We start from the raw sequence: 17,723 nt of genomic DNA, 5'->3' as shown, positions 1-17,723 counted from the left end.
GGCTCCGCCTTTTGCCCTAGGCCCACCGCCCGATCGCGAAACCCGGTGACCGGAAGGGTAATCTCAGCCGCGGGAAGACGATCTAAGGAAGGACTCCCATGTTCTCTCGTCTGTTTGCACCGCGCGCCACCGCCCACGCCCACTGCGACCTGCCCTGCGGCGTGTACGACCCCGCGCAGGCCCGGATCGAGGCCGAGTCGGTGAAGGGCACCCAGGAGAAGTACCAGGCCAACGAGGACCCGGCATTCCGCACCCGCGCCCTGATCATCAAGGAGCAGCGTGCCGAGGCCGTCAAGCACCACATCTCGGTGCTGTGGAGCGACTACTTCAAGGCCCCGCACTTCGAGAAGTACCCGCAGCTGCACCAGCTGATCAACGACACCCTGAAGGCCGCCTCGGCCACCAAGGCGTCGACGGACCCGGCCACCGGCCAGGCCCTGCTGGACCTCATCGCCGAGGTCGACAAGATCTTCTGGGAGACCAAGCAGGCCTGACCGCCGGTCAGCCTCCGTCGAACCGCCCCCGTCCGCACCACCGGACGGGGGCGGTCGCGTTTCCCAACCCCTTCACAGCTGGTAAGGGTTGCCTGGCCTTACTGCCTGTTATGCTGCCAGAGCGTCCCGAGGGGAAAGCCGGTGCGAATCCGGCGCTGACCCGCAACGGTGGGCGGAGCCCTGTGCCCGCGAGCCCGATCGCCCCGGGGCGCTGACCTCCCGACAACTCGCCGCGGACTGCGAGGGGATGGCGCCCCGGCATTCCCTGCGGCCCGGGCGCGCCGCCCCGCCGCCGCCCACGGCCCGAGGCGAAGGCGCGCCCTCCGTGAGCGAGCGAACCATCGAGCAGTGCTGCTCGCGGATCGATGACCCCGCCGAACGACGCGGGGCGGGCGCATGAGCACCGCGCCGGCCGCCGTACCGGCCCGTCGCGCACCCGTCGCACCGCTGGCCGCCGGCCTGGCCGCGGCGCTGCTGCTCTCGCTGGTCTGCGGGGTGGCCCTGGGCTCCACCGGACTCGGCTGGTCGCAGGTACTGCGGCTGCTCGGCGCCGGGCTGACGGGCGGTCGGCTGGAGGCCGGCGAGGCCGCCGCCTACGCGATCGTCTGGGAGATCCGGCTGCCGCGCACCGTGCTGGCCGCCGTGGTCGGCGCCGGGCTCGCGGCCACCGGGGTCGCGGTTCAGGCGATGGTCCGCAACGCCCTGGCCGACCCGTTCGTCCTCGGGATCTCCTCCGGCGCCGCCGTCGGCGCCAACGCGGTGCTGCTGCTCGGCGCCTTCGCCTCGCTCGGGGTCTGGGCGATCTCGGCCTCCGCGTTCGGCGCGGCGCTGCTGGCCATGGTGCTGGTGTACGCCGCCGCCCGCACGGCCTTCGGGCTCACCCCGCTGCGGCTGGTGCTCACCGGCACCGCGATGTCCTACGGCTTCTCGGCGGTGACGGCACTGATGGTGTTCGCCGCCGCCCGCGGAGAGGCGGCCCGCAGCGCGATGATGTGGCTGCTCGGCAGCCTCGGCGGGGCCACCTGGGGCTCAGTGCCGATCGCCGCCGCCACCGTGCTGGCCGGTCTGGCGTACCTGGCCTGCGCCGCCGGGCGGCTGGACGCGCTCGCCATGGGGGACGAGACGGCGGCCTCGCTCGGGGTGGACGGCGACCGGCTGCGCCGCGAGCTGTTCGTGGTGACGGCGGCCGTCACCGGCACCGTGGTCGCGGTCAGCGGCGCGATCGGCTTCGTCGGGCTGATGGTGCCGCACCTGACCCGGATGCTGGTCGGCGCCGGGCACCGCCGGATACTGCTGGTCGCCCCGCTGGCCGGCGCGCTGCTGCTGGTCTGGGTGGACATCGTCTCGCGCACCCTGCTGGCCCCGGCCGAACTGCCGGTCGGGGTGGTCACCGCGGCGCTCGGGGTGCCCTGTTTCCTGGTGCTGATGCGCCGTCGCGGCTACACCTTCGGAGGCCGCTGATGGACCTCGCCCTCGACGGCCTCTCGGTCGACCTGGCCGGCACCCGGCTGGTCCACGACATCACGCTGCGCGCCGCCGCGGGGCAGGTGGTCGGCCTGGTCGGGCCGAACGGCAGCGGCAAGTCCACCCTGCTGCGCTGCGTCTACCGGGCGCTGCGGCCGGCAGCCGGCTCCGTCCGGCTGGACGGCGCGGACCTGCACGCGCTGGCCCCGCGGGAGGCCGCCCGGCGGGTGGCGGCGCTGCCGCAGGAGCACTCCGCCGAGTTCGACTTCACGGTGGCCGAGGTGGTCGGCATGGGCCGGCTGCCGCACCGCGGCGGCTTCGCCCGCCCGGCCGACGGCGACGAGGAGCGGTGCGTCGACGCGCTGCACCGGGTGGGCGCGGCGCACCTGGCCGGGCGCGGCTTCCTGAGCCTGTCCGGCGGCGAGAAGCAGCGGGTGCTGATCGCCCGCGCGCTGGTCCAGGAGCCCCGCGTGCTGGTGCTGGACGAGCCCACCAACCACCTCGACATCGCGCACCAGTTGGAGGTGCTGGCGCTGGTCCGGGAGGCCGGGCCGACGGTGCTCACCGCGCTGCACGACCTCAATCTGGCGGCCGGCCACTGCGACCTGCTCTACGTCATCGCGGCCGGCCGGATCGTCACCTCCGGCCCCCCGGCCGACGTGCTCCGGCCCGCGCTGCTGGCCGAGGTGTTCGGCGTCCGCGCGACCCCGGTGGCACACCCGGACACCGGTGCCGTCCAGCTGCTCTTCGACCGACTCCCCCGATCCTAGGAATCCCCGTGCGTACCAAGGCCGTTGCCTCCGCCGCCCTGCTCACCCTCGGGCTGACCGCCTGCGGCGCCGAGATCGCCCCCGCCGGCGACGCCGCCACCGGCTCCGCCCACTACCCGGTGACCGTGGACAACTGCGGCACCCGGGTCACGTATCCGCAGAAGCCGGCCCGGGCGGTGAGCAACGACGTCGGCATCACCGAGCTGCTGCTGGCGCTCGGCCTCGCCGACCGGATGGCCGGCTATGTGATGCCCGACGACAAGGGCCAGGTCGACAAGGTGGCCTGGAAGGACGGCTACCAGCGGACCACGTGGCTCTCCAAGCAGCAGATCACCAAGGAGATCGTGCTGGAGGCCAAGGCCGACCTGGTCTTCGCCGGCTGGCACTACGGCTTCAGCGAGGCCGACGGCTTCACCCCGCAGGCCCTGGCCGGCCTCGGCATCGGCTCCTACGTGCTCACCGAGTCCTGCCGCAGCGGCAAGGGCCAGGAACGCGGCGTGATGTCCCCGCTGGACGCGCTCTACACCGACCTGGCCAACCTGGGCGAGATCTTCGACGTCCGCGACCGGGCCGACAGGCTGATCACCGAGTTCAAGGCGCAGGTCGCGGCCGTGCCGCAGCCCGAGCGCCGGCCGCGGGTCTTCCTCTACGACAGCGGCGAGGACAAGCCGTACACCTCGGGGAGGTTCGCGGCGCCGGAGGAGATCATCGCCAAGGCCGGCGGCCGGAACGTGATGGGCGATATCGCCGACTCCTGGACCACCGTCGGCTGGGAGAGCGTGGTCCGGCGCGACCCCGAGGTGATCGTCATCAACAACTACGGCTCCCCCGACGCCGAGGCCAAGCGGAAGTTCCTGAAGTCCTTCCCGCCGCTCGCGGGCGTCGCCGCGGTCCGCAACGACCGGATCTTCGTCCTGGACTACGTCGACCTGGTGGAGAGCCCGCGAAACCCGGCCGCGATCACCGCCCTCGCGGCGTACCTGCGCAGCGTGACGACCGGCTGAGGCGGACCTCGGAGGCGGACCTTCAGGGCGACGGGCCGGGGCAGCCGGGCGGCGGCGCGGCGGGCGTACGCTCGGAGGTACGAGCCGACGGAACCGACCGGAGGAGCGAGAAGATGACCACCAAGGCCGCGTCGTCCGCCTTCGACACCGCGGCGCTGCGCGAGGGCATCGAGCGCGCCGACGCCGACGCCCTGCTGGCGCTGTACGCGGACGACGCCGAACTGCGCATGGTCGACCGCAAGACGCAGCCCAGCCACCCCCTGGTGATGCACGGCCGGGACGAGATCGGCGCGATGCTGGCCGACGTCTACGGCCGGGAGATGACCCACCGGCTGGAGCAGGTGGTGCTCCAGGGCGACCACGTGGCCTTCCTGGAGTCCTGCCAGTACCCCGACGGTGTCCGGGTACTGGTCAGCTCGGTGGCCGACCTACGGGACGGCCGGATCGTCGACCAGACCTCGATCCAGGCCTGGGACGAGAACGAGCGGCCCAAGTAGGCTCGTCGCATGATCCGCACAGCCGTAGTCACCGATGTCCCGATCATTCACGCCATGATCCGCGAACTCGCGGAGTACGAGAAGGCGCCGCACGAGGCGGTGGCCACCGAGGAGCAGCTGCGTGACGCGCTGTTCGGCGCCAACCCGGCGCTGTTCGGCCTGATCGCCGAGGACGACACCACCGGCCAGCCGGTCGGCTTCGCGGTCTGGTTCCTCAACTTCTCGACCTGGCGCGGGACTCACGGGGTCTACCTGGAGGACCTCTACGTCCGTCCGGAGGCCCGTGGCGGCGGCCACGGCAAGGCCCTGCTGCTGGAGCTGGCGCGGATCGCCGTCGAGCGCGGCTACTCGCGGATGGAGTGGTCGGTGCTGGACTGGAACGAGCCCTCGATCAACTTCTACAAGTCGCTCGGCGCGGAGCCGATGGACGGCTGGAGCGTCTACCGGCTCACCGGCGAGGCGCTCACCGCCGTCGGCACCCGCTGACCGTCCAGGAGCACGTCCGGGGCTCCCTCCGGGAGTTCGTCCGCGAATTCCGAGCGGTGACGCACGACCCCTGACACCCTGTGTCGCGAGGGCTTACCATGAGTGACTCCCGCACCGGGGACAAAAGCGGTAACGTCTCGTGCGGATGCGCGGCGTCCGGCCACCCTCAGAGGGGTATGACCGGTACGTACCGCACCACCCCTCTGGACAGTTGGGGCGAAGCAGTTGAGCCAAGCAACAGACAGTGCCGCGGCCACCGGCCCGGAAGCACAGCGCGTCACCCAGGAGGTGAGGGTGTCCCAGATCGACGGCGAGCCCGGAGTGCAGGACTTCGTGGAGGTCCGGCTGCCCGCGGCGGGGGCCTACCTCTCGGTGCTGCGAACAGCGACGGCGGGGCTGGCGGCCCGGCTGGACTTCACGCTGGACGAGATCGAGGACCTCCGGATCGCGGTGGACGAGGCCTGCGCCATCCTGCTCCAGCAGGCGGTGCCCGGCTCCGTCCTCTCCTGCGAGTTCCGGCTGGTGGGCGACTCACTGAAGGTCATCGTCTCCGCCCCGACCACGGACGGCCGGGCCCCGGAGCGGGACACCTTCGCCTGGACGGTGCTCTCCGCACTGGCCGGCGAGGTGGAGTCCTCCGTCGGCGAGGACAACACCGTGTCGATCAGCCTGCACAAGAAGCGCGGCGGGTCCACCGCCCATTAGAGCCGCCACAGCAGCAACCGAACAAGGGCCGTCCGCCCGGCACCCCACCCGGGCCGGCGGGCGGCTCCCGGTACCGCCCTACACGCGGTACGACCGACATGACGGATCCGGGACCGCCCCACGGTCCCGGTGCTCCCGGAACGGAACGGGGGAATGGCCGTGAGTGATCTGGACCGTACCGGCCTCGCGACGGCGGGCCCTGCCGTACCGACCCAGGCGAGCGTTCCCGGCCTCGCCTCCAACGACGATGCGCACCCGAAGGACGCCCACCGGATGAGCCAGCCGACCGAGCCGACGTCCGAGCCGTCGCAGACACCCTCGCCCCCGCCGTCCGCCGAGGACCCGGCGGCCGCCGAGGCGCTGCGCGGTGCGGTGCCGGCCCAGCAGGCCCCGCACCGCTCGGGTGCGCCGGACCGGGAGGCGGCCCGGGCACTGTTCGTCCGGCTGTCCGCGCTGCCCGAGGGCTCCCCGGAGCGCGTCGAGCTGCGCAACCAGCTGGTGCGCATGCACATCCCGCTGGTCGAGCACCTCGCCCGGCGGTTCCGCAACCGCGGCGAGCCGCTCGACGACCTGACCCAGGTCGCCACCATCGGGCTGATCAAGTCGGTGGACCGGTTCGACCACGAGCGCGGGGTCGAGTTCTCCACCTACGCGACGCCGACCATCGTCGGCGAGATCAAGCGGCACTTCCGCGACAAGGGCTGGGCGGTCCGGGTGCCGCGCCGGCTCCAGGAGCTGCGGCTGTCGCTGACCACGGCGACCAGCGAGCTCTCCCAGCGGCACGGCCGCTCCCCCACGGTGCACGAGCTGGCGGAGCACCTAGGGATCTCCGAGGAGGACGTGCTGGAGGGCCTGGAGTCCGCCAACGCGTACTCCACGCTGTCGCTGGACGTGCCGGACAGCGACGACGAGTCGCCGGCCGTCGCGGACACCCTGGGCGCCACCGACGAGGCGCTGGAGGGCGTCGAGTACCGCGAGTCCCTCAAGCCACTGCTGGCCCAACTGCCGCCCCGGGAACAGAAGATCCTGGTGCTGCGGTTCTTCCGGAACATGACGCAGTCGCAGATCGCCGCCGAGGTGGGCATCTCCCAGATGCACGTCTCCCGGCTGCTCGCCCGCACGCTGGCCCAGCTGCGGGAGAAGCTCCTGGTGGAGGAGTAGAACTGACGGCCGCCCAGCGGCCGACCCGGCCCGCGGCCCTCTGTGCTCAGCCCTCGTGCGGAGCGTAGAGGGCCGCGGTCGACTTCGGGCTCAGCAGTGCGCCGATGCCGGCCAGGCCGAACAGGCCGACGGCGATCCCCACCGGGGCCATCGCGCCGCCGCTCTGCCACATGTAGTACGCCACCGGCAGGCAGATCGAGTTGGTCAGCACCGCCGGGCTGCGGCCCCAGCGCCGGCCCCGGAGCAGTGCCCGGGCCGCCAGCAGCGGAAGCACGCCGAGCAGCACGATCACCAGCCCGCCGAACTCGTTGAGGGCGAGCTGCTTGGACTGGCCGGACAGCGCGGCCACCATGTCCCAGACGCCGACGACGGCCAGCGCGGCGCCCGCCAGGGCGGTGATGACGGCGCCCACGGTCAGGGACGCCGGCCGGTCGGAGCCGGGCGCGGGTGCGGGTGCGGAGGATTCTGCGGTCACTCCAGCAGGGTAGCCGCCGGTTGGTCCGTACCGACCCGTAGGCTGAGCACATGCGCGCTCTCCTGGTCGTCAACCCGAAAGCGACCACCACCAGTGGCCGCACCAGGGATGTGCTGATCCACGCCCTGCGCAGCGACCTCAAGCTGGAGGTGGCGCAGACGGAGTACCGGGGCCATGCGCGTGACCTGGCCCGCGAGGCGGCGGAGGACGGCACGGTCGACCTGGTGGTGGCGCTGGGCGGCGACGGCACGGTCAACGAGGTCGTGAACGGACTGCTGACGCACGGCCCGGGCGAGAAGCTCCCCCGGCTGGCCGTGGTGCCCGGCGGGTCGACCAATGTGTTCGCCCGCGCGCTGGGCCTGCCCAACGACCCGGTGGAGGCCACCGGGGCCCTGCTGGATGCCATGGAGCACCGCCGGGAGCGGCCGATCGGCCTGGGCAAGGCGATGACCGAGGGGCTGCCGGACCGCTGGTTCACCTTCACTGCCGGCCTGGGCTTCGACGCCGGCGTGGTCGGCCGGGTGGAGGAGCAGCGCAGGGCGGGGCGCAAGTCCACCCACGCGCTCTATGTCGGACAGGCGCTCCGGCACTACATCACCCAGCGTGAGCAGCGCCGGTCGGGCCCGGTCACCCTGCAACTGCCGGGCCACGAGCCCGTGCCGGGCCTGGCGATGGCCATAGTCAGCAACACGTCCCCGTGGACGTTCCTGGGCAACCGCCCGGTCTACCCCTCGCCGCTCGCCTCCTTCGACACGGACCTCGATGTCTTCGGCATCACCCGGATGACGGCGTTCGGTACGGCTCGAACGGTCCGTCAGATCCTGCGGTCGCACAGCCCTTCGAGCGATGGCGCAACGCCTGCCGGCCCGTCCGGAAAGCACGTCGTTTCCTACCACGACGCCCGGCACTTCACCTTGGTTTCACAGGAACCGACCCCATTCCAGGTGGACGGGGACCACCTTGGAGACAGGAGTCGCGTCAGTTTCACAGGCGTACGGCGGGCACTGCGTGTGATTGTGTGACCGGAAGTGGGGTTCGCCCTTCTTCTCGAACGCACAAGCCCCCTTCACTCCATAGAAGTACTGGCTGTGAGCTAGGCGACACCGAAGAATCAAAAATTCCTTCCTGAAGGGGGTTGTATCCGGGCCCGAGGTTTGCGAACCTCTACATGGCGATCGGGACACATCGCAGCGACGGCAACCTCAGACCCTGACGGGCGCCGACCGCGGAGTGTCCCTCGAATCGCCGAATCCCTCCCCAGCACAGACCACCCGGGCCCGACGGGCCTTTGGTCTCTTTTGCTGTTGCGGGATTCGTGAAAGCGTTCACATTCACAAGCCATCGATTATGCCGACCGGGCCACCCCCGCGGCAGGAGGAGTTGGACGACCATGGACTGGCGCCACCGCGCTGTCTGCCGCGAAGAGGACCCGGAGCTGTTCTTCCCGATCGGGAACACCGGTCCTGCTCTGCTGCAGATCGAGGAAGCCAAGGCCGTGTGCCGCCGTTGTCCGGTCATGGAGCAGTGCCTGCAGTGGGCGCTCGAGACCGGCCAGGACGCCGGCGTCTGGGGCGGTATGAGCGAGGACGAGCGTCGCGCGATGAAGCGCCGTGCTGCCCGCAACCGCGCCCGCACCGCCTGATCACACGCCGTAGTACCAGCAGTGACCGTCATACCAGCAGTGACTGCAGTACCGATCAACACATGATCAAGGGCTTCCCTGCACTTCCTGGTGAAGCCTTCCGTACAAAGGACCTTGCTCGCCACGGTCCGGCGACACCGAGCCGCCCAGGCACTTGATACTGTTCACAGAGAGCAATATCGTGGAGCTGAGGCGCTCACCGTGTGCAACGCACCGGTGAGGTGTCGCACCACCAAGAGCCCCCGTTCCGGCCGACTCCCCCCGACGGCCGGAACGGGTTGAGAGGCCCTGTCGACCCACCCCCCCCGGTCGACAGGGCCTCGTTTCTGTTTCCCGGCCCGGGTCACGGCGGTCGTGACGGTTGTGCGAGGGTGCGGGACCGGCGCTCCCACCGAACGCACGCCCCCCGCACACCTCGACGCACCTCAGCGGACCGGGATCTCCAGAACCACCTTGGTGCCGCCGTCCGGCCCGGCCACCATGTCGAAGGTGCCGCCCAGCTCGCCGGTGGCGAGCGTCCGGACGATCTGCAGCCCGAGATTGCCCGCCTGCTGCGGGTCGAAGCCCTCCGGCATGCCCTTCCCGTCGTCCTGCACGGTGATCAGCAGGTACTCCTCCGGCTTGGCACCGCCGTTCCAGCTGTCCGACCAGCCCATGCCGGTGGCCGGCGCCCGCCCCCGCAGCGCGGAGACCTCCAGGTTGCCGGAGGCGGACGGGCCGAAGGCGTGCTCCAGGGCGTTCTGCAGCAGCTCGGTCAGCACCATCGCCAGCGGGGTGGCCACCTCGGCGGAGAGGATGCCGAAGCTGCCGCTTCGGCGGGTCGCCACCCGGCCGTCCTGGGACAGCTCCATCACCATCGCCAGCACCCGGTCGGCGATCTCGTCGAAGGCGACCTGCTCGTCGAGCGCCTGCGAGAGCGTCTCGTGCACGATCGCGATCGAGCCGACCCGGCGGACCGCCTCGTCCAGCGCGGCGCGGCCGGCGTCCGAGTCCATCCGGCGGGACTGCAGCCGCAGCAACGCGGCCACCGTCTGCAGGTTGTTCTTCACCCGGTGGTGGATCTCCCGGATGGTGGCGTCCTTGGTCATCAGCTCGCGGTCGCGCCGCCGCAGCTCGGTGACGTCCCGGCAGAGCACCAGGGAGCCGGTGAGAGTGCCCTTGGGCTTGAGCGGGATGGCCCGCAGCGTCACCACCCCGCCCTGCACCTCGACCTCGGTCTGCCGGGGCGCCCAGCCGCTCGCCAGCTTCACCAGCGCCTCGTGCACGGCCGCGCGCGAGGGCGGGACGAGCTCGGCGGTGGCGCGGCCGAGGTGGCTGCCGACCAGGTCGGTGGTGAGGCCGAGGCGGTGGTAGGCGGAGAGCGCGTTGGGGCTGGCGTAGGTGACGATGCCGTCGGCGTCCACGCGGATCAGGCCGTCGCCGACCCGGGGGGCGGCGTCCATGTCGGTCTGCTCGACGCCGGGGTACGGGAAGGTGCCGGCCGCGATCATCTGCGCCAGGTCGGAGGCGCTCTGCAGGTAGGTGAGTTCGAGCCGGCTGGGGGTGCGGACGGTCAACAGGTTGGTGTTGCGGGCGATCACGCCGAGCACCTTGCCCTCGCGGCGCACCGGGATCGACTCGACCCGGACCGGCACCTCCTCACGCCACTCCGGGTCGCCCTCGCGCACGATCCGGCCCTCGTCGAAGGCGGCGTCCAGCAGGGGGCGGCGCCCGCGCGGGACGAGGTGGCCGACCATGTCGTCCTGGTAGGAGGTGGGGCCGGTGTTGGGCCGCATCTGGGCCACCGAGACGTACCGGATGCCGTCCCAGGTGGGGATCCAGAGGACCAGGTCGGCGAAGGACAAGTCGGAGAGCAGCTGCCACTCCGAGACCAGCATGTGGAGCCACTCCACATCGGCACCGGTCAGGGTGGTGTGGCGGCGGACGAGTTCGTTCAGCGAGGGCACATGGCGAGAGTAGCTCCAGGCCCGGCGTGCGGGCCTGCCGCACCCGCCGGGCTGCCCGCCCGCGCGTGCCGGGCGGGCCAGCCGGACCAAGTTGTCCAGACCAATTTTCGAAGTCCTCTGGACAACCCAGATTGGTCTAGTCCACAATGAAAGGGCACCAAGGAGAGGCCCCCCGCGCACTGCCCTGACCCGCGCGAGGCCGCTCCTCGGTCGGACGCCGCCGAGCGAGGACCCCGCACAGTTCTCGGTCGTTCACGGCGCCCGACGACAGCTCCGGGCTGCGGTGCCGCATGGGTTGAGGGTCCCGTGTCGGCGCCGTGGCCCGTAGTGCTTTCCGGCCCCGGGCAGGAGACGCCGCCGGGTGCCGGTGCACCGAGACCCCTCTCTGCCGCTCAAACGCCGAACCCCCGTCCACAGCCTGTGGACGGGGGTTCGGCGTTGCGCCGTCATGGGCGGCACCGGACCGGAGCGACCCGGAACCGAGCGGGCGAACCCCACCCCGAGGCGAAGGACCGCGCCGGTGCCGAAAGAGAGAAGCGAGGACGCCCTGAGGAACGAAGGGCGTTGGAGTGCCGACCGTCGGCACCGGACCGGAGCGGCCCGGAGCCGAGCGGGCGAATTACCGTCAGTGGGTCTCGGTGACCTTGGCCAGGGCGCGCGGGGCGTCCGGGTCCTGGCCGCGGGCGATGGTGACCTCGTAGGCCAGCTGCTGCAGCGGCAGGATCTCCAGAATGGTCTGGACCTCCTCGGGCACCCCGGCCGGCAGCGCGAAGCCCGCCGAGGCGGCATCCACCTGTGCCTGCTGGCCGATGACCACCAGGTCCGCGCCCCGGCCGCGCAGGCGGTCCAGCACCGGCTGCAGGGCCTCGCCGCCCTTGCCGTCCGGGACGATCGCGATGACCGGGGAGACGTTGTCCACCATGGCCAGCGGGCCGTGCAGCAGGTCGGCGCCGGAGAACGGGGAGGCCGGGATGTAGGTGGTCTCCATCAGCTTCAGCGCCGCCTCGCGGGCGGTCGGGTAGCCGTAGCCGCGCGAGGTGATGACCAGGCGCTGGGCGAAGCGGTACCGCTCGGCCAGGGCCTTCACCTCGGCCTGGCGGGCCAGGATGCCGGCGGCCAGCGACGGCAGCTCCTTGGCGGCCGCGCCGTCGCCCCCGCGCAGGCCCTCCACCAGCAGGTAGAGCGCCAGCAGCTCGGCGGTGTAGGTCTTGGTGGCGGGCAGCGCCTTCTCGGGGCCGGCCAGTACGTCGATGTGGAACTCGGAGACCTCGGCCAGCGGCGAGGCGGCGTTGTTGGTGACCGCCAGGGTGATGGCACCGGCCTCGCGGGCGGCCTTGGTGGAGGCCACGAGGTCCGGCGAGCCGCCGGACTGGCTGACGGTGATCACCAGCACGTCGGTGAGGTCCGGCTTGGCGCCGTACGCGGTGGTGGTCGACATCGAGGTCAGGCCGGCCGGCTTGCCGAGCAGGATCTCGATCAGGTACTTGGCGTAGAGCGCCGCGTTGTCGGACGTACCGCGCGCGGTGAGCAGGACGAAGCGCGGGTTGCGGGCGGCGATCTCGGCCGCGATGTCGAAGATCTTCGGGGCACCCTCGTCGAGGATGCGCTGGAGGACGGCCGGCTGCTCGGCCATCTCCGCCGCCATGATCCGGCCGGGGACGGGGACAGTCTGCGTGTCGGACATCTGGATGTGCCTCCGATGAGATGGTTCGACCCCACGCGGGCGGGGATGCCCGGCGGGGACCTCTACGGCGGCGAGTCCGCACACTCGCTGCGGTGATTCCTGCGGTAATCCTACGGGGCCGTCCCCGTGGAGCACATTCGAGAGCCCCTCCCGCCGCTGCGGGCAGGGGCCCTCGTCGGCCGGTGGACCGGCCGACCCCGGATCAGCCCTGCTTGTTGATCAGCTGGTCGATCGCGGCGTCCGCCTCCTTGGCGGCCTGGTCCACGGGCTTGTTGTTCTTGAGGATGGCGGTCAGCATGTCCGGCAGGATCTTCTGCTTCTCGATCGCGCCCCAGCCCGGCGCCAGTGGGGTGAACCAGGCGTCCGGCACCGCGTTGGCCGCGGCGGCCGTGGCCGGCTTGCCCTTCAGCGGGTTCAGCTGGGTCAGGTTGTTCGGCAGGATGTCCTTGTCGGCCAGCGCCTGCTCGGACTTGTTGCTGGTGAACATCCGGATCCAGTCGGCGGCCAGCGGTGCCACCTGCGACTTGGCGGTGACCGCGAGGTCCGAACCGCCGATGAAGCTCGGCAGCGGCTTGCCGCCCGGGCCGGGCATGGTGGCGACCTTGACGACGTCCTTGAGGTTCGGGTCGCCGGTGACCGGCGCGGTCACGCTGGCCGCCTCGTAGCCGTTGCCGTAGAAGGCGCCGGTGCGCCCGCGGGCCATCGCCTCGAACTGGTTCAGCTCGTTCACGGCGAGGTCGCCCTTGTTGTACTTGCGCACCAGGTCGACGAAGTGGTTGAGCCCCTGCACGGACTTGGGGTCGCTGAGCGTGCCGTGCCAGTTGCCGCTGCTGTCGAAGCGGGCGATGGCGCCGCCGTACGCGGAGACGTAGCTCATCGCGGCGTACCAGAACGGGCCGGGCAGGTAGAGCGCCGAGTACGTCCGGTCGGCCTTGTTCTTGTCGGCCAGCCTGTCCAGCGCCGTCCGCAGCTCGTCCTCGGTCTTGGGGAAGTCCGCGCTACCGGTGGCCGTCTGGAAGGCCGCCGAGTTGTAGATGGCGACCCGGGCGCCCGCGTAGTACGGCACGCACCAGAGCTTGTCCTGGTAGGTGCAGGTGTTGGCGAGCGCCTTGATCCAGGCGTCGGAGTTCTCGAAGCTGCTCCGCTCCACCGGGGCGAGAGCGCCGGACAGCACGTACTTCATGGTCTCGGTGTTGCCGAGCTCCACCACGTCCGGGGCGGTGCCGTCGGCGATCGCCTTGTCCAGCCTGGTGACCTTGTCGGCCCAGCCCTGGTAGCCGAGCCGCAGGGTGACGTTCGGGTACTTGGCGGCGAACTCGTCGTTGACCCGCTGGACGAGGTCCGGCCAGTTCTTCTGGGCGTCCTCCATCAGCCAGACCGTGACCGTCCCGGTCGCCGACTTCGGGTCCGCCGGGCCGCTCTTGGCGTCCCCCGACGGCGAGCCGCCCGAGGAACAGGCCGTCAATCCGACGGCCAACGCCATGATCCCGAACGTCGCCATGAACTGACGCTGCTTCACGCCATCCTCCGAGGGTGTTAGAGCCTGGGTGCCCGCCGGCAGCGCTGGCACCCGTCGGAGAGTGGTCTCCGGGAAGGGGCGGCGATGTGCTTCGGGAAGGGCCGATACCACATCCGGTGAGGTTGAAGTTCGAACCGGATGGGTGGAGCCTGGCCTAGACCACTGGCGGTGTCAACGCCAAATGGCCCGGCCGCAAAGGACGTTGCAGACCCGTTGTACCGCGTGGCGATCAGTCGCAGCCCCATCACCCTAAGTGGGACTTAAGGCTGACTTAAGACCGATTTGAGGGAACACCGACAGCCGACCAATCCGCAGGTCAACGCGGGAACAACGGAGCGGGCCCGCCATGCGACATGCGCATGACGGGCCCGCTCGGGGATGCCTTCCCGGCACCCTGGGTCACGGTCCGACAGAACCTCAGCCGATCGCTCCCGACTGCCCGGTGAGCACCTCCACGGCCGCCAGGCCGCAGACGCGGGCGGCGCCGTGGGTGGCGATGTGCAGCGCGCCGACCGGCTCGGACTGCGGCAGGCCCATCTCGACCACCGCGGCGTCCGGCCGGGCCGCCACCAGACGGGCCAGCGCGGCGGCCATCCACGCGTGCCGGTGCGCGTCCCGGACCACCAGCACCAGTCGGCGGCCCTCGGCGTCGGCCAGCACCGCGGCGACCAGCGCGTCCAGCTGCTCCGGGCCGGCGTCCTGCGGGCCCACCTCACGGGTGCGGGTGCCGGGGAAGCGGTCGGCCAGCATGCCGGCCACGCCCCACGGGGTCACGTCGCCGACGGCGATGTTGGGCTCGTCGGAGAACGAGGCCACGTACGGGCGTTCGGTCACCGGCAGCACCTCGCGGCCCGGCGCCCGGACCACCCGCAGCGCGCGGCGGGCGGCCCGCAGGCCGACCGCGAGGTCCGGCTCCAGCCGCTCGCCCTGAGCCGCGATCCGGCCCCAGCTGCCCAGCGCGCGGACCCGGCCGGCGGCGTCGGCCAGCCGCTCCTCGGCCAGCTTGCCGGACCGCACGCCCGCCACGATGGCGTCGCGCAGCATCAGCACGGTCTCCTCGTCGGCCAGGCCGCCGCCGACGCAGATCGCGTCCGCGCCGGCCGCCAGGGCCAGCACGGTGCCCTCGCCCATGCCGAAGGTGTCGGCGATGGCGCCCATCTCGATCGCGTCGCTGACGATCAGGCCCTGGTAGCCGAGGCCGCCGTCGCCCGGAGCAGCGCGCAGCAGGTCGCGCAGCACCCGGGGGCTGAGCGTGGCCGGCAGCTTGGGGTCGAGTGCCGGGATCATGATGTGGGCCGTCATCACGGCCTTGGTCCCGGCGGCGATCGCGGCCTCGAACGGGATCAGGTCACGGGCGCGCAGCACGTCCAGGTCGACGTCGATCACCGGCAGGCCGTGGTGCGAGTCGACGGCCGTGTCGCCGTGCCCGGGGAAGTGCTTGGAGCAGGCGGCCACGCCGGCCGACTGCAGGCCCTCCACCCAGGCGGCGGTATGCCGGGCGCACAGCTCCGGGTCGGCGCCGAACGAGCGGACGCCGATCACCGGGTTGCGCGGGTTGGAGTTGACGTCCGCGGTGGGCGCCCAGTTGTAGTTGACGCCGGCCGCGGCCAGCGCCCGGCCCAGCTCGCGGGCGACGTCACGGGTCAGCTGCGGGTCGTCGATCGCGCCGAGCGCGAAGTTGCCCGGCCAGGACGAGCCGGAGCCGGCCTCCAGGCGGGTGACGTCGCCGCTCTCCTCGTCGATCGCGATCAGGAGGTCCGGGTTCTCCTCGCGCAGCGCCTTGGTGAGCGCGGCGAGCTGGTCCAGGTCGGTGACGTTGCGGTCGAACAGCGCGACCGAGCCGAGCCCGGCCGCCAGGTGGCGGCGGACCCACTCCGGCGGCTCGGTGCCGACGAAGCCGGGCTGGAGGACGGTCAGCGCGTCGCGGTGCAGCTGGTCACTGGCGGGCAGAGTGGGGATGAGGATGCTCACGTGGGATCAGCCCTTCACTGCACCGTCGGTCAAGCCGCCGACGGCCTTGCGCTGGAGGAAGACGAACAGGACCAGGATCGGGACCGCGAAGAGGGTGGACGCGGCCATGGTGGCGCCCCAGTCGGTGCCGAAGTTGGTCTGGAAGGAGGAGAGCCAGAGCGGGAGGGTCTGGAACTCCTCCTTCTTGTTCAGGATGTTCACCAGCGGGAACTCGTTCCACGCGGTGATGAAGCCGAACAGCGAGGTCGACATCAGGCCGGGCGCGAGCAGCGGGAAGATCACCTTCAGGAAGGCCTGGGTGCGGGTGCAGCCGTCCACCATCGCGGACTCCTCCAGCTCCTTCGGCACGGCGGCGATGAAGCCGCGCAGCGTCCAGATCGTGAAGGGCAGCACCATCATCATGTAGAGCGCGGTGAGCGGCACGAGGCTGTTCAGCATGTCGTTGTCGCGGACGAGCAGGTAGGCCGAGATGATCATGACCTCCCACGGCGCCATCTGCGCGGCCATGACGACCAGCACGAAGCTCTTGCGGCCGCGGAAGCGCATGCGCGCGATCGCGAAGGAGGCCAGCGTGGCGATCACCAGCGAGGCGAGCACCGCGCCGACCGTCACGATGAGGCTGTTGCCGACGTACGTCCAGAAGTTGGGGGCCTGGACGGCCTTGTCGAAGTGCTCGAGAGTCGCGTTCAGCGGCAGGAAGACCGGCGTCCGGCTGATGATGTCGTTGTTCTGCTTGAAGGCGGTGACGATCATCCAGTAGACGGGGAAGATGAAGAAGACGAAGAGGACGACCGCGATCACGTTCGGCCAGGTACGTCCGATGAGCGAGCGCCTCACAGCTCGTCCTCCTGCTTCAGAATGATGCGGAAGTAGTACGCCATCAGCGCACCCAGCATCAGGATGGTGAGTACCGCGATCGCGGAGCCGACGCCGAATCGCTGGGATCCGAAGCCTTCGAGGAAGGCGTGCACGGGGAGGGTCCGGGTGAGCCCGTCCGGGCCACCCTTGTTGATCAGGTAGACCTGGGTGAAGGCCTTGAAGACCCAGATGACCTCGAGGAAGGTCGTGGCCAGGAAGAACGGCTTCATGATCGGGAAGGTCACGGAGCCGAAGATCTTGAAGGCGGCGGCGCCGTCCATCCGGGCGGCCTCGTAGAGCTCCTTGGGAATCGTGGTCAGGCCCGCGTACATGTTGAAGGCCACGAACGGGATCGACTGCCAGACGATCAGCAGGATGATCACGAAGAAGGTCGAGTACTGGCCGCTGGTCCAGTTGAAGTGGGCCATCGAGTGCCAGCCCAGCTTGTCCAGGAACCAGTTGACGACACCGAAGTTCTGGTCGAACAGCCACTGGTAGACGGTGGTCGCGGCGACCACCGGCATCGCCCAGGCCAGGATGAGCGCGATCGACAGCGCCAGCCGCATCTTCTTGCCGAGGCGGTCGAGCAGCAGGCCGACCAGGGTGCCGCACACCATGATCAGGACCACGTTGACGACGGTGAAGACCACCGTGCGGCCCGTGATCGACCAGAACTCCGAGTTGGTGAGCTGGTCGGTGTAGTTCTCGAAGCCGTTCCACTCGGTCAGGTGCTGGATCAGCTGGCGCCTGTTGAGGTTCTGGAACGACACCACCACCGTCTTGAGCAGCGGCCAGCCCAGCAGGACCAGGGTTGCCGCGATGGCCGGCAGCAGCAGCAGGTACGGCGTGAGGGCGGCCTTGCCGAACGCCTTCGCCGGTCTGCCGCTCTTCTTCGGGGCGCTCCCGGCACCGCGGCCGGTGATCTCCTCGGTAATGGCCACGCCGGCCTTCCCTGACTCCGGGGACTGTGTCTGCACCCGCTCCGAATGCACAGCCATCGTTCTCTCTTCCTGACAACCTGACCAACGACGGATAGGCGTCGCCCAC

The 17,723-nt window shown here is 70.9% G+C and carries 17 protein-coding genes; 10 read left to right on the top strand and 7 right to left on the bottom strand.

The window, feature by feature from the left end; translation table 11 throughout:
* Positions 1-98: 98 nt before the first annotated feature.
* The 8 genes from sodN to ACZ6NC_RS18755 all read left to right on the top strand — a co-directional run bounded on the left by sodN (position 99) and on the right by ACZ6NC_RS18755 (position 6,581).
* Positions 99-494 (top strand): superoxide dismutase, Ni, encoded by a 396-nt coding sequence (gene sodN / locus ACZ6NC_RS18790; protein ID WP_396456407.1) that lies wholly within the window; start codon positions 99-101, stop codon positions 492-494.
* A 396-nt stretch (positions 495-890) separates the two neighbouring features.
* Positions 891-1,955 carry a FecCD family ABC transporter permease gene (locus tag ACZ6NC_RS18785; protein WP_465734086.1) on the top strand — a complete coding sequence of 355 codons (1,065 nt, stop codon included), beginning with the start codon at positions 891-893 and terminating at the stop codon, positions 1,953-1,955.
* Positions 1,955-2,728 carry an ABC transporter ATP-binding protein gene (locus tag ACZ6NC_RS18780; RefSeq protein WP_465734084.1) on the top strand — a complete coding sequence of 258 codons (774 nt, stop codon included), beginning with the start codon at positions 1,955-1,957 and terminating at the stop codon, positions 2,726-2,728. The genes ACZ6NC_RS18785 and ACZ6NC_RS18780 overlap by 1 nt, the downstream gene beginning before the upstream one ends.
* Before the next feature lie 2 nt (positions 2,729-2,730).
* Positions 2,731-3,732: an ABC transporter substrate-binding protein gene (locus ACZ6NC_RS18775; protein ID WP_465734253.1), complete on the top strand. Its 1,002-nt coding sequence runs from the start codon at positions 2,731-2,733 to the stop codon at positions 3,730-3,732.
* A 113-nt stretch (positions 3,733-3,845) separates the two neighbouring features.
* Positions 3,846-4,229, top strand: a complete 384-nt coding sequence (locus ACZ6NC_RS18770; protein WP_465734082.1) for a nuclear transport factor 2 family protein — start codon at positions 3,846-3,848, stop codon at positions 4,227-4,229.
* A 9-nt stretch (positions 4,230-4,238) separates the two neighbouring features.
* On the top strand, positions 4,239-4,715 hold the full coding sequence (locus tag ACZ6NC_RS18765) for a GNAT family N-acetyltransferase (RefSeq protein ID WP_465734080.1): 477 nt from the start codon (positions 4,239-4,241) through the stop codon (positions 4,713-4,715).
* Between the two features lie 294 nt (positions 4,716-5,009).
* Complete coding sequence (locus ACZ6NC_RS18760) at positions 5,010-5,420, top strand: ATP-binding protein (RefSeq protein WP_465734078.1); 411 nt, start codon at positions 5,010-5,012, stop codon at positions 5,418-5,420.
* A 159-nt stretch (positions 5,421-5,579) separates the two neighbouring features.
* Positions 5,580-6,581: an RNA polymerase sigma factor SigF gene (locus ACZ6NC_RS18755; RefSeq protein WP_465734076.1), complete on the top strand. Its 1,002-nt coding sequence runs from the start codon at positions 5,580-5,582 to the stop codon at positions 6,579-6,581.
* Between the two features lie 46 nt (positions 6,582-6,627).
* Here ACZ6NC_RS18755 and ACZ6NC_RS18750 read toward each other — a convergent pair whose 3' ends face one another.
* Complete coding sequence (locus ACZ6NC_RS18750) at positions 6,628-7,056, bottom strand: hypothetical protein (RefSeq protein WP_465734074.1); 429 nt, start codon at positions 7,054-7,056, stop codon at positions 6,628-6,630.
* A 50-nt stretch (positions 7,057-7,106) separates the two neighbouring features.
* Here ACZ6NC_RS18750 and ACZ6NC_RS18745 point away from each other — a divergent pair, with 50 nt between their 5' ends.
* Positions 7,107-8,078 carry a diacylglycerol/lipid kinase family protein gene (locus tag ACZ6NC_RS18745; protein ID WP_465734072.1) on the top strand — a complete coding sequence of 324 codons (972 nt, stop codon included), beginning with the start codon at positions 7,107-7,109 and terminating at the stop codon, positions 8,076-8,078.
* 368 nt (positions 8,079-8,446) lie between these two features.
* Positions 8,447-8,698, top strand: a complete 252-nt coding sequence (locus ACZ6NC_RS18740; protein ID WP_014138019.1) for a WhiB family transcriptional regulator — start codon at positions 8,447-8,449, stop codon at positions 8,696-8,698.
* Positions 8,699-9,123: 425 nt separating this feature from the next.
* On the opposite strand, the gene ACZ6NC_RS18735 is transcribed toward ACZ6NC_RS18740, so the two are convergent.
* From ACZ6NC_RS18735 to ACZ6NC_RS18710, 6 genes are all read right to left on the bottom strand, one after another.
* Entirely contained in the window at positions 9,124-10,644 is a 1,521-nt protein-coding gene (locus ACZ6NC_RS18735; RefSeq protein WP_465734070.1) for a sensor histidine kinase, read from the bottom strand.
* A gap of 625 nt (positions 10,645-11,269) precedes the next feature.
* On the bottom strand, positions 11,270-12,328 hold the full coding sequence (locus tag ACZ6NC_RS18730) for an SIS domain-containing protein (RefSeq protein ID WP_465734068.1): 1,059 nt from the start codon (positions 12,326-12,328) through the stop codon (positions 11,270-11,272).
* A 202-nt stretch (positions 12,329-12,530) separates the two neighbouring features.
* Positions 12,531-13,829 (bottom strand): extracellular solute-binding protein, encoded by a 1,299-nt coding sequence (locus ACZ6NC_RS18725; protein WP_465734251.1) that lies wholly within the window; start codon positions 13,827-13,829, stop codon positions 12,531-12,533.
* A gap of 435 nt (positions 13,830-14,264) precedes the next feature.
* Positions 14,265-15,818: a glycoside hydrolase family 3 protein gene (locus ACZ6NC_RS18720; protein ID WP_465734066.1), complete on the bottom strand. Its 1,554-nt coding sequence runs from the start codon at positions 15,816-15,818 to the stop codon at positions 14,265-14,267.
* Positions 15,819-15,824: 6 nt separating this feature from the next.
* Complete coding sequence (locus ACZ6NC_RS18715) at positions 15,825-16,655, bottom strand: carbohydrate ABC transporter permease (RefSeq protein ID WP_465734064.1); 831 nt, start codon at positions 16,653-16,655, stop codon at positions 15,825-15,827.
* On the bottom strand, positions 16,652-17,674 hold the full coding sequence (locus tag ACZ6NC_RS18710; RefSeq protein WP_465734062.1) for a carbohydrate ABC transporter permease: 1,023 nt from the start codon (positions 17,672-17,674) through the stop codon (positions 16,652-16,654). The genes ACZ6NC_RS18715 and ACZ6NC_RS18710 overlap by 4 nt, the downstream gene beginning before the upstream one ends.
* Positions 17,675-17,723 lie beyond the last annotated feature (49 nt).

This window comes from Kitasatospora sp. NPDC041988, from assembly GCF_055588525.1.
The sequence above is the reverse complement of the archived record's forward strand: the minus strand, read 5'-3'. Positions and strand labels throughout refer to the sequence as shown.

Bases quoted from the DNA above. Each gene is read 5' to 3' on its own strand.
- ACZ6NC_RS18730 (WP_465734068.1), bottom strand. From the start codon at position 12,328: ATGTCCGACACGCAGACTGTCCCCGTCCCCGGCCGGATCATGGCGGCG.
- ACZ6NC_RS18780 (WP_465734084.1), top strand. From the start codon at position 1,955: ATGGACCTCGCCCTCGACGGCCTCTCGGTCGACCTGGCCGGCACCCGG.
- ACZ6NC_RS18740 (WP_014138019.1), top strand. From the start codon at position 8,447: ATGGACTGGCGCCACCGCGCTGTCTGCCGCGAAGAGGACCCGGAGCTG.
- ACZ6NC_RS18725 (WP_465734251.1), bottom strand. From the start codon at position 13,829: ATGGCGACGTTCGGGATCATGGCGTTGGCCGTCGGATTGACGGCCTGT.
- ACZ6NC_RS18745 (WP_465734072.1), top strand. From the start codon at position 7,107: ATGCGCGCTCTCCTGGTCGTCAACCCGAAAGCGACCACCACCAGTGGC.
- ACZ6NC_RS18710 (WP_465734062.1), bottom strand. From the start codon at position 17,674: ATGGCTGTGCATTCGGAGCGGGTGCAGACACAGTCCCCGGAGTCAGGG.
- ACZ6NC_RS18785 (WP_465734086.1), top strand. From the start codon at position 891: ATGAGCACCGCGCCGGCCGCCGTACCGGCCCGTCGCGCACCCGTCGCA.
- ACZ6NC_RS18765 (WP_465734080.1), top strand. From the start codon at position 4,239: ATGATCCGCACAGCCGTAGTCACCGATGTCCCGATCATTCACGCCATG.
- sodN (WP_396456407.1), top strand. From the start codon at position 99: ATGTTCTCTCGTCTGTTTGCACCGCGCGCCACCGCCCACGCCCACTGC.
- ACZ6NC_RS18770 (WP_465734082.1), top strand. From the start codon at position 3,846: ATGACCACCAAGGCCGCGTCGTCCGCCTTCGACACCGCGGCGCTGCGC.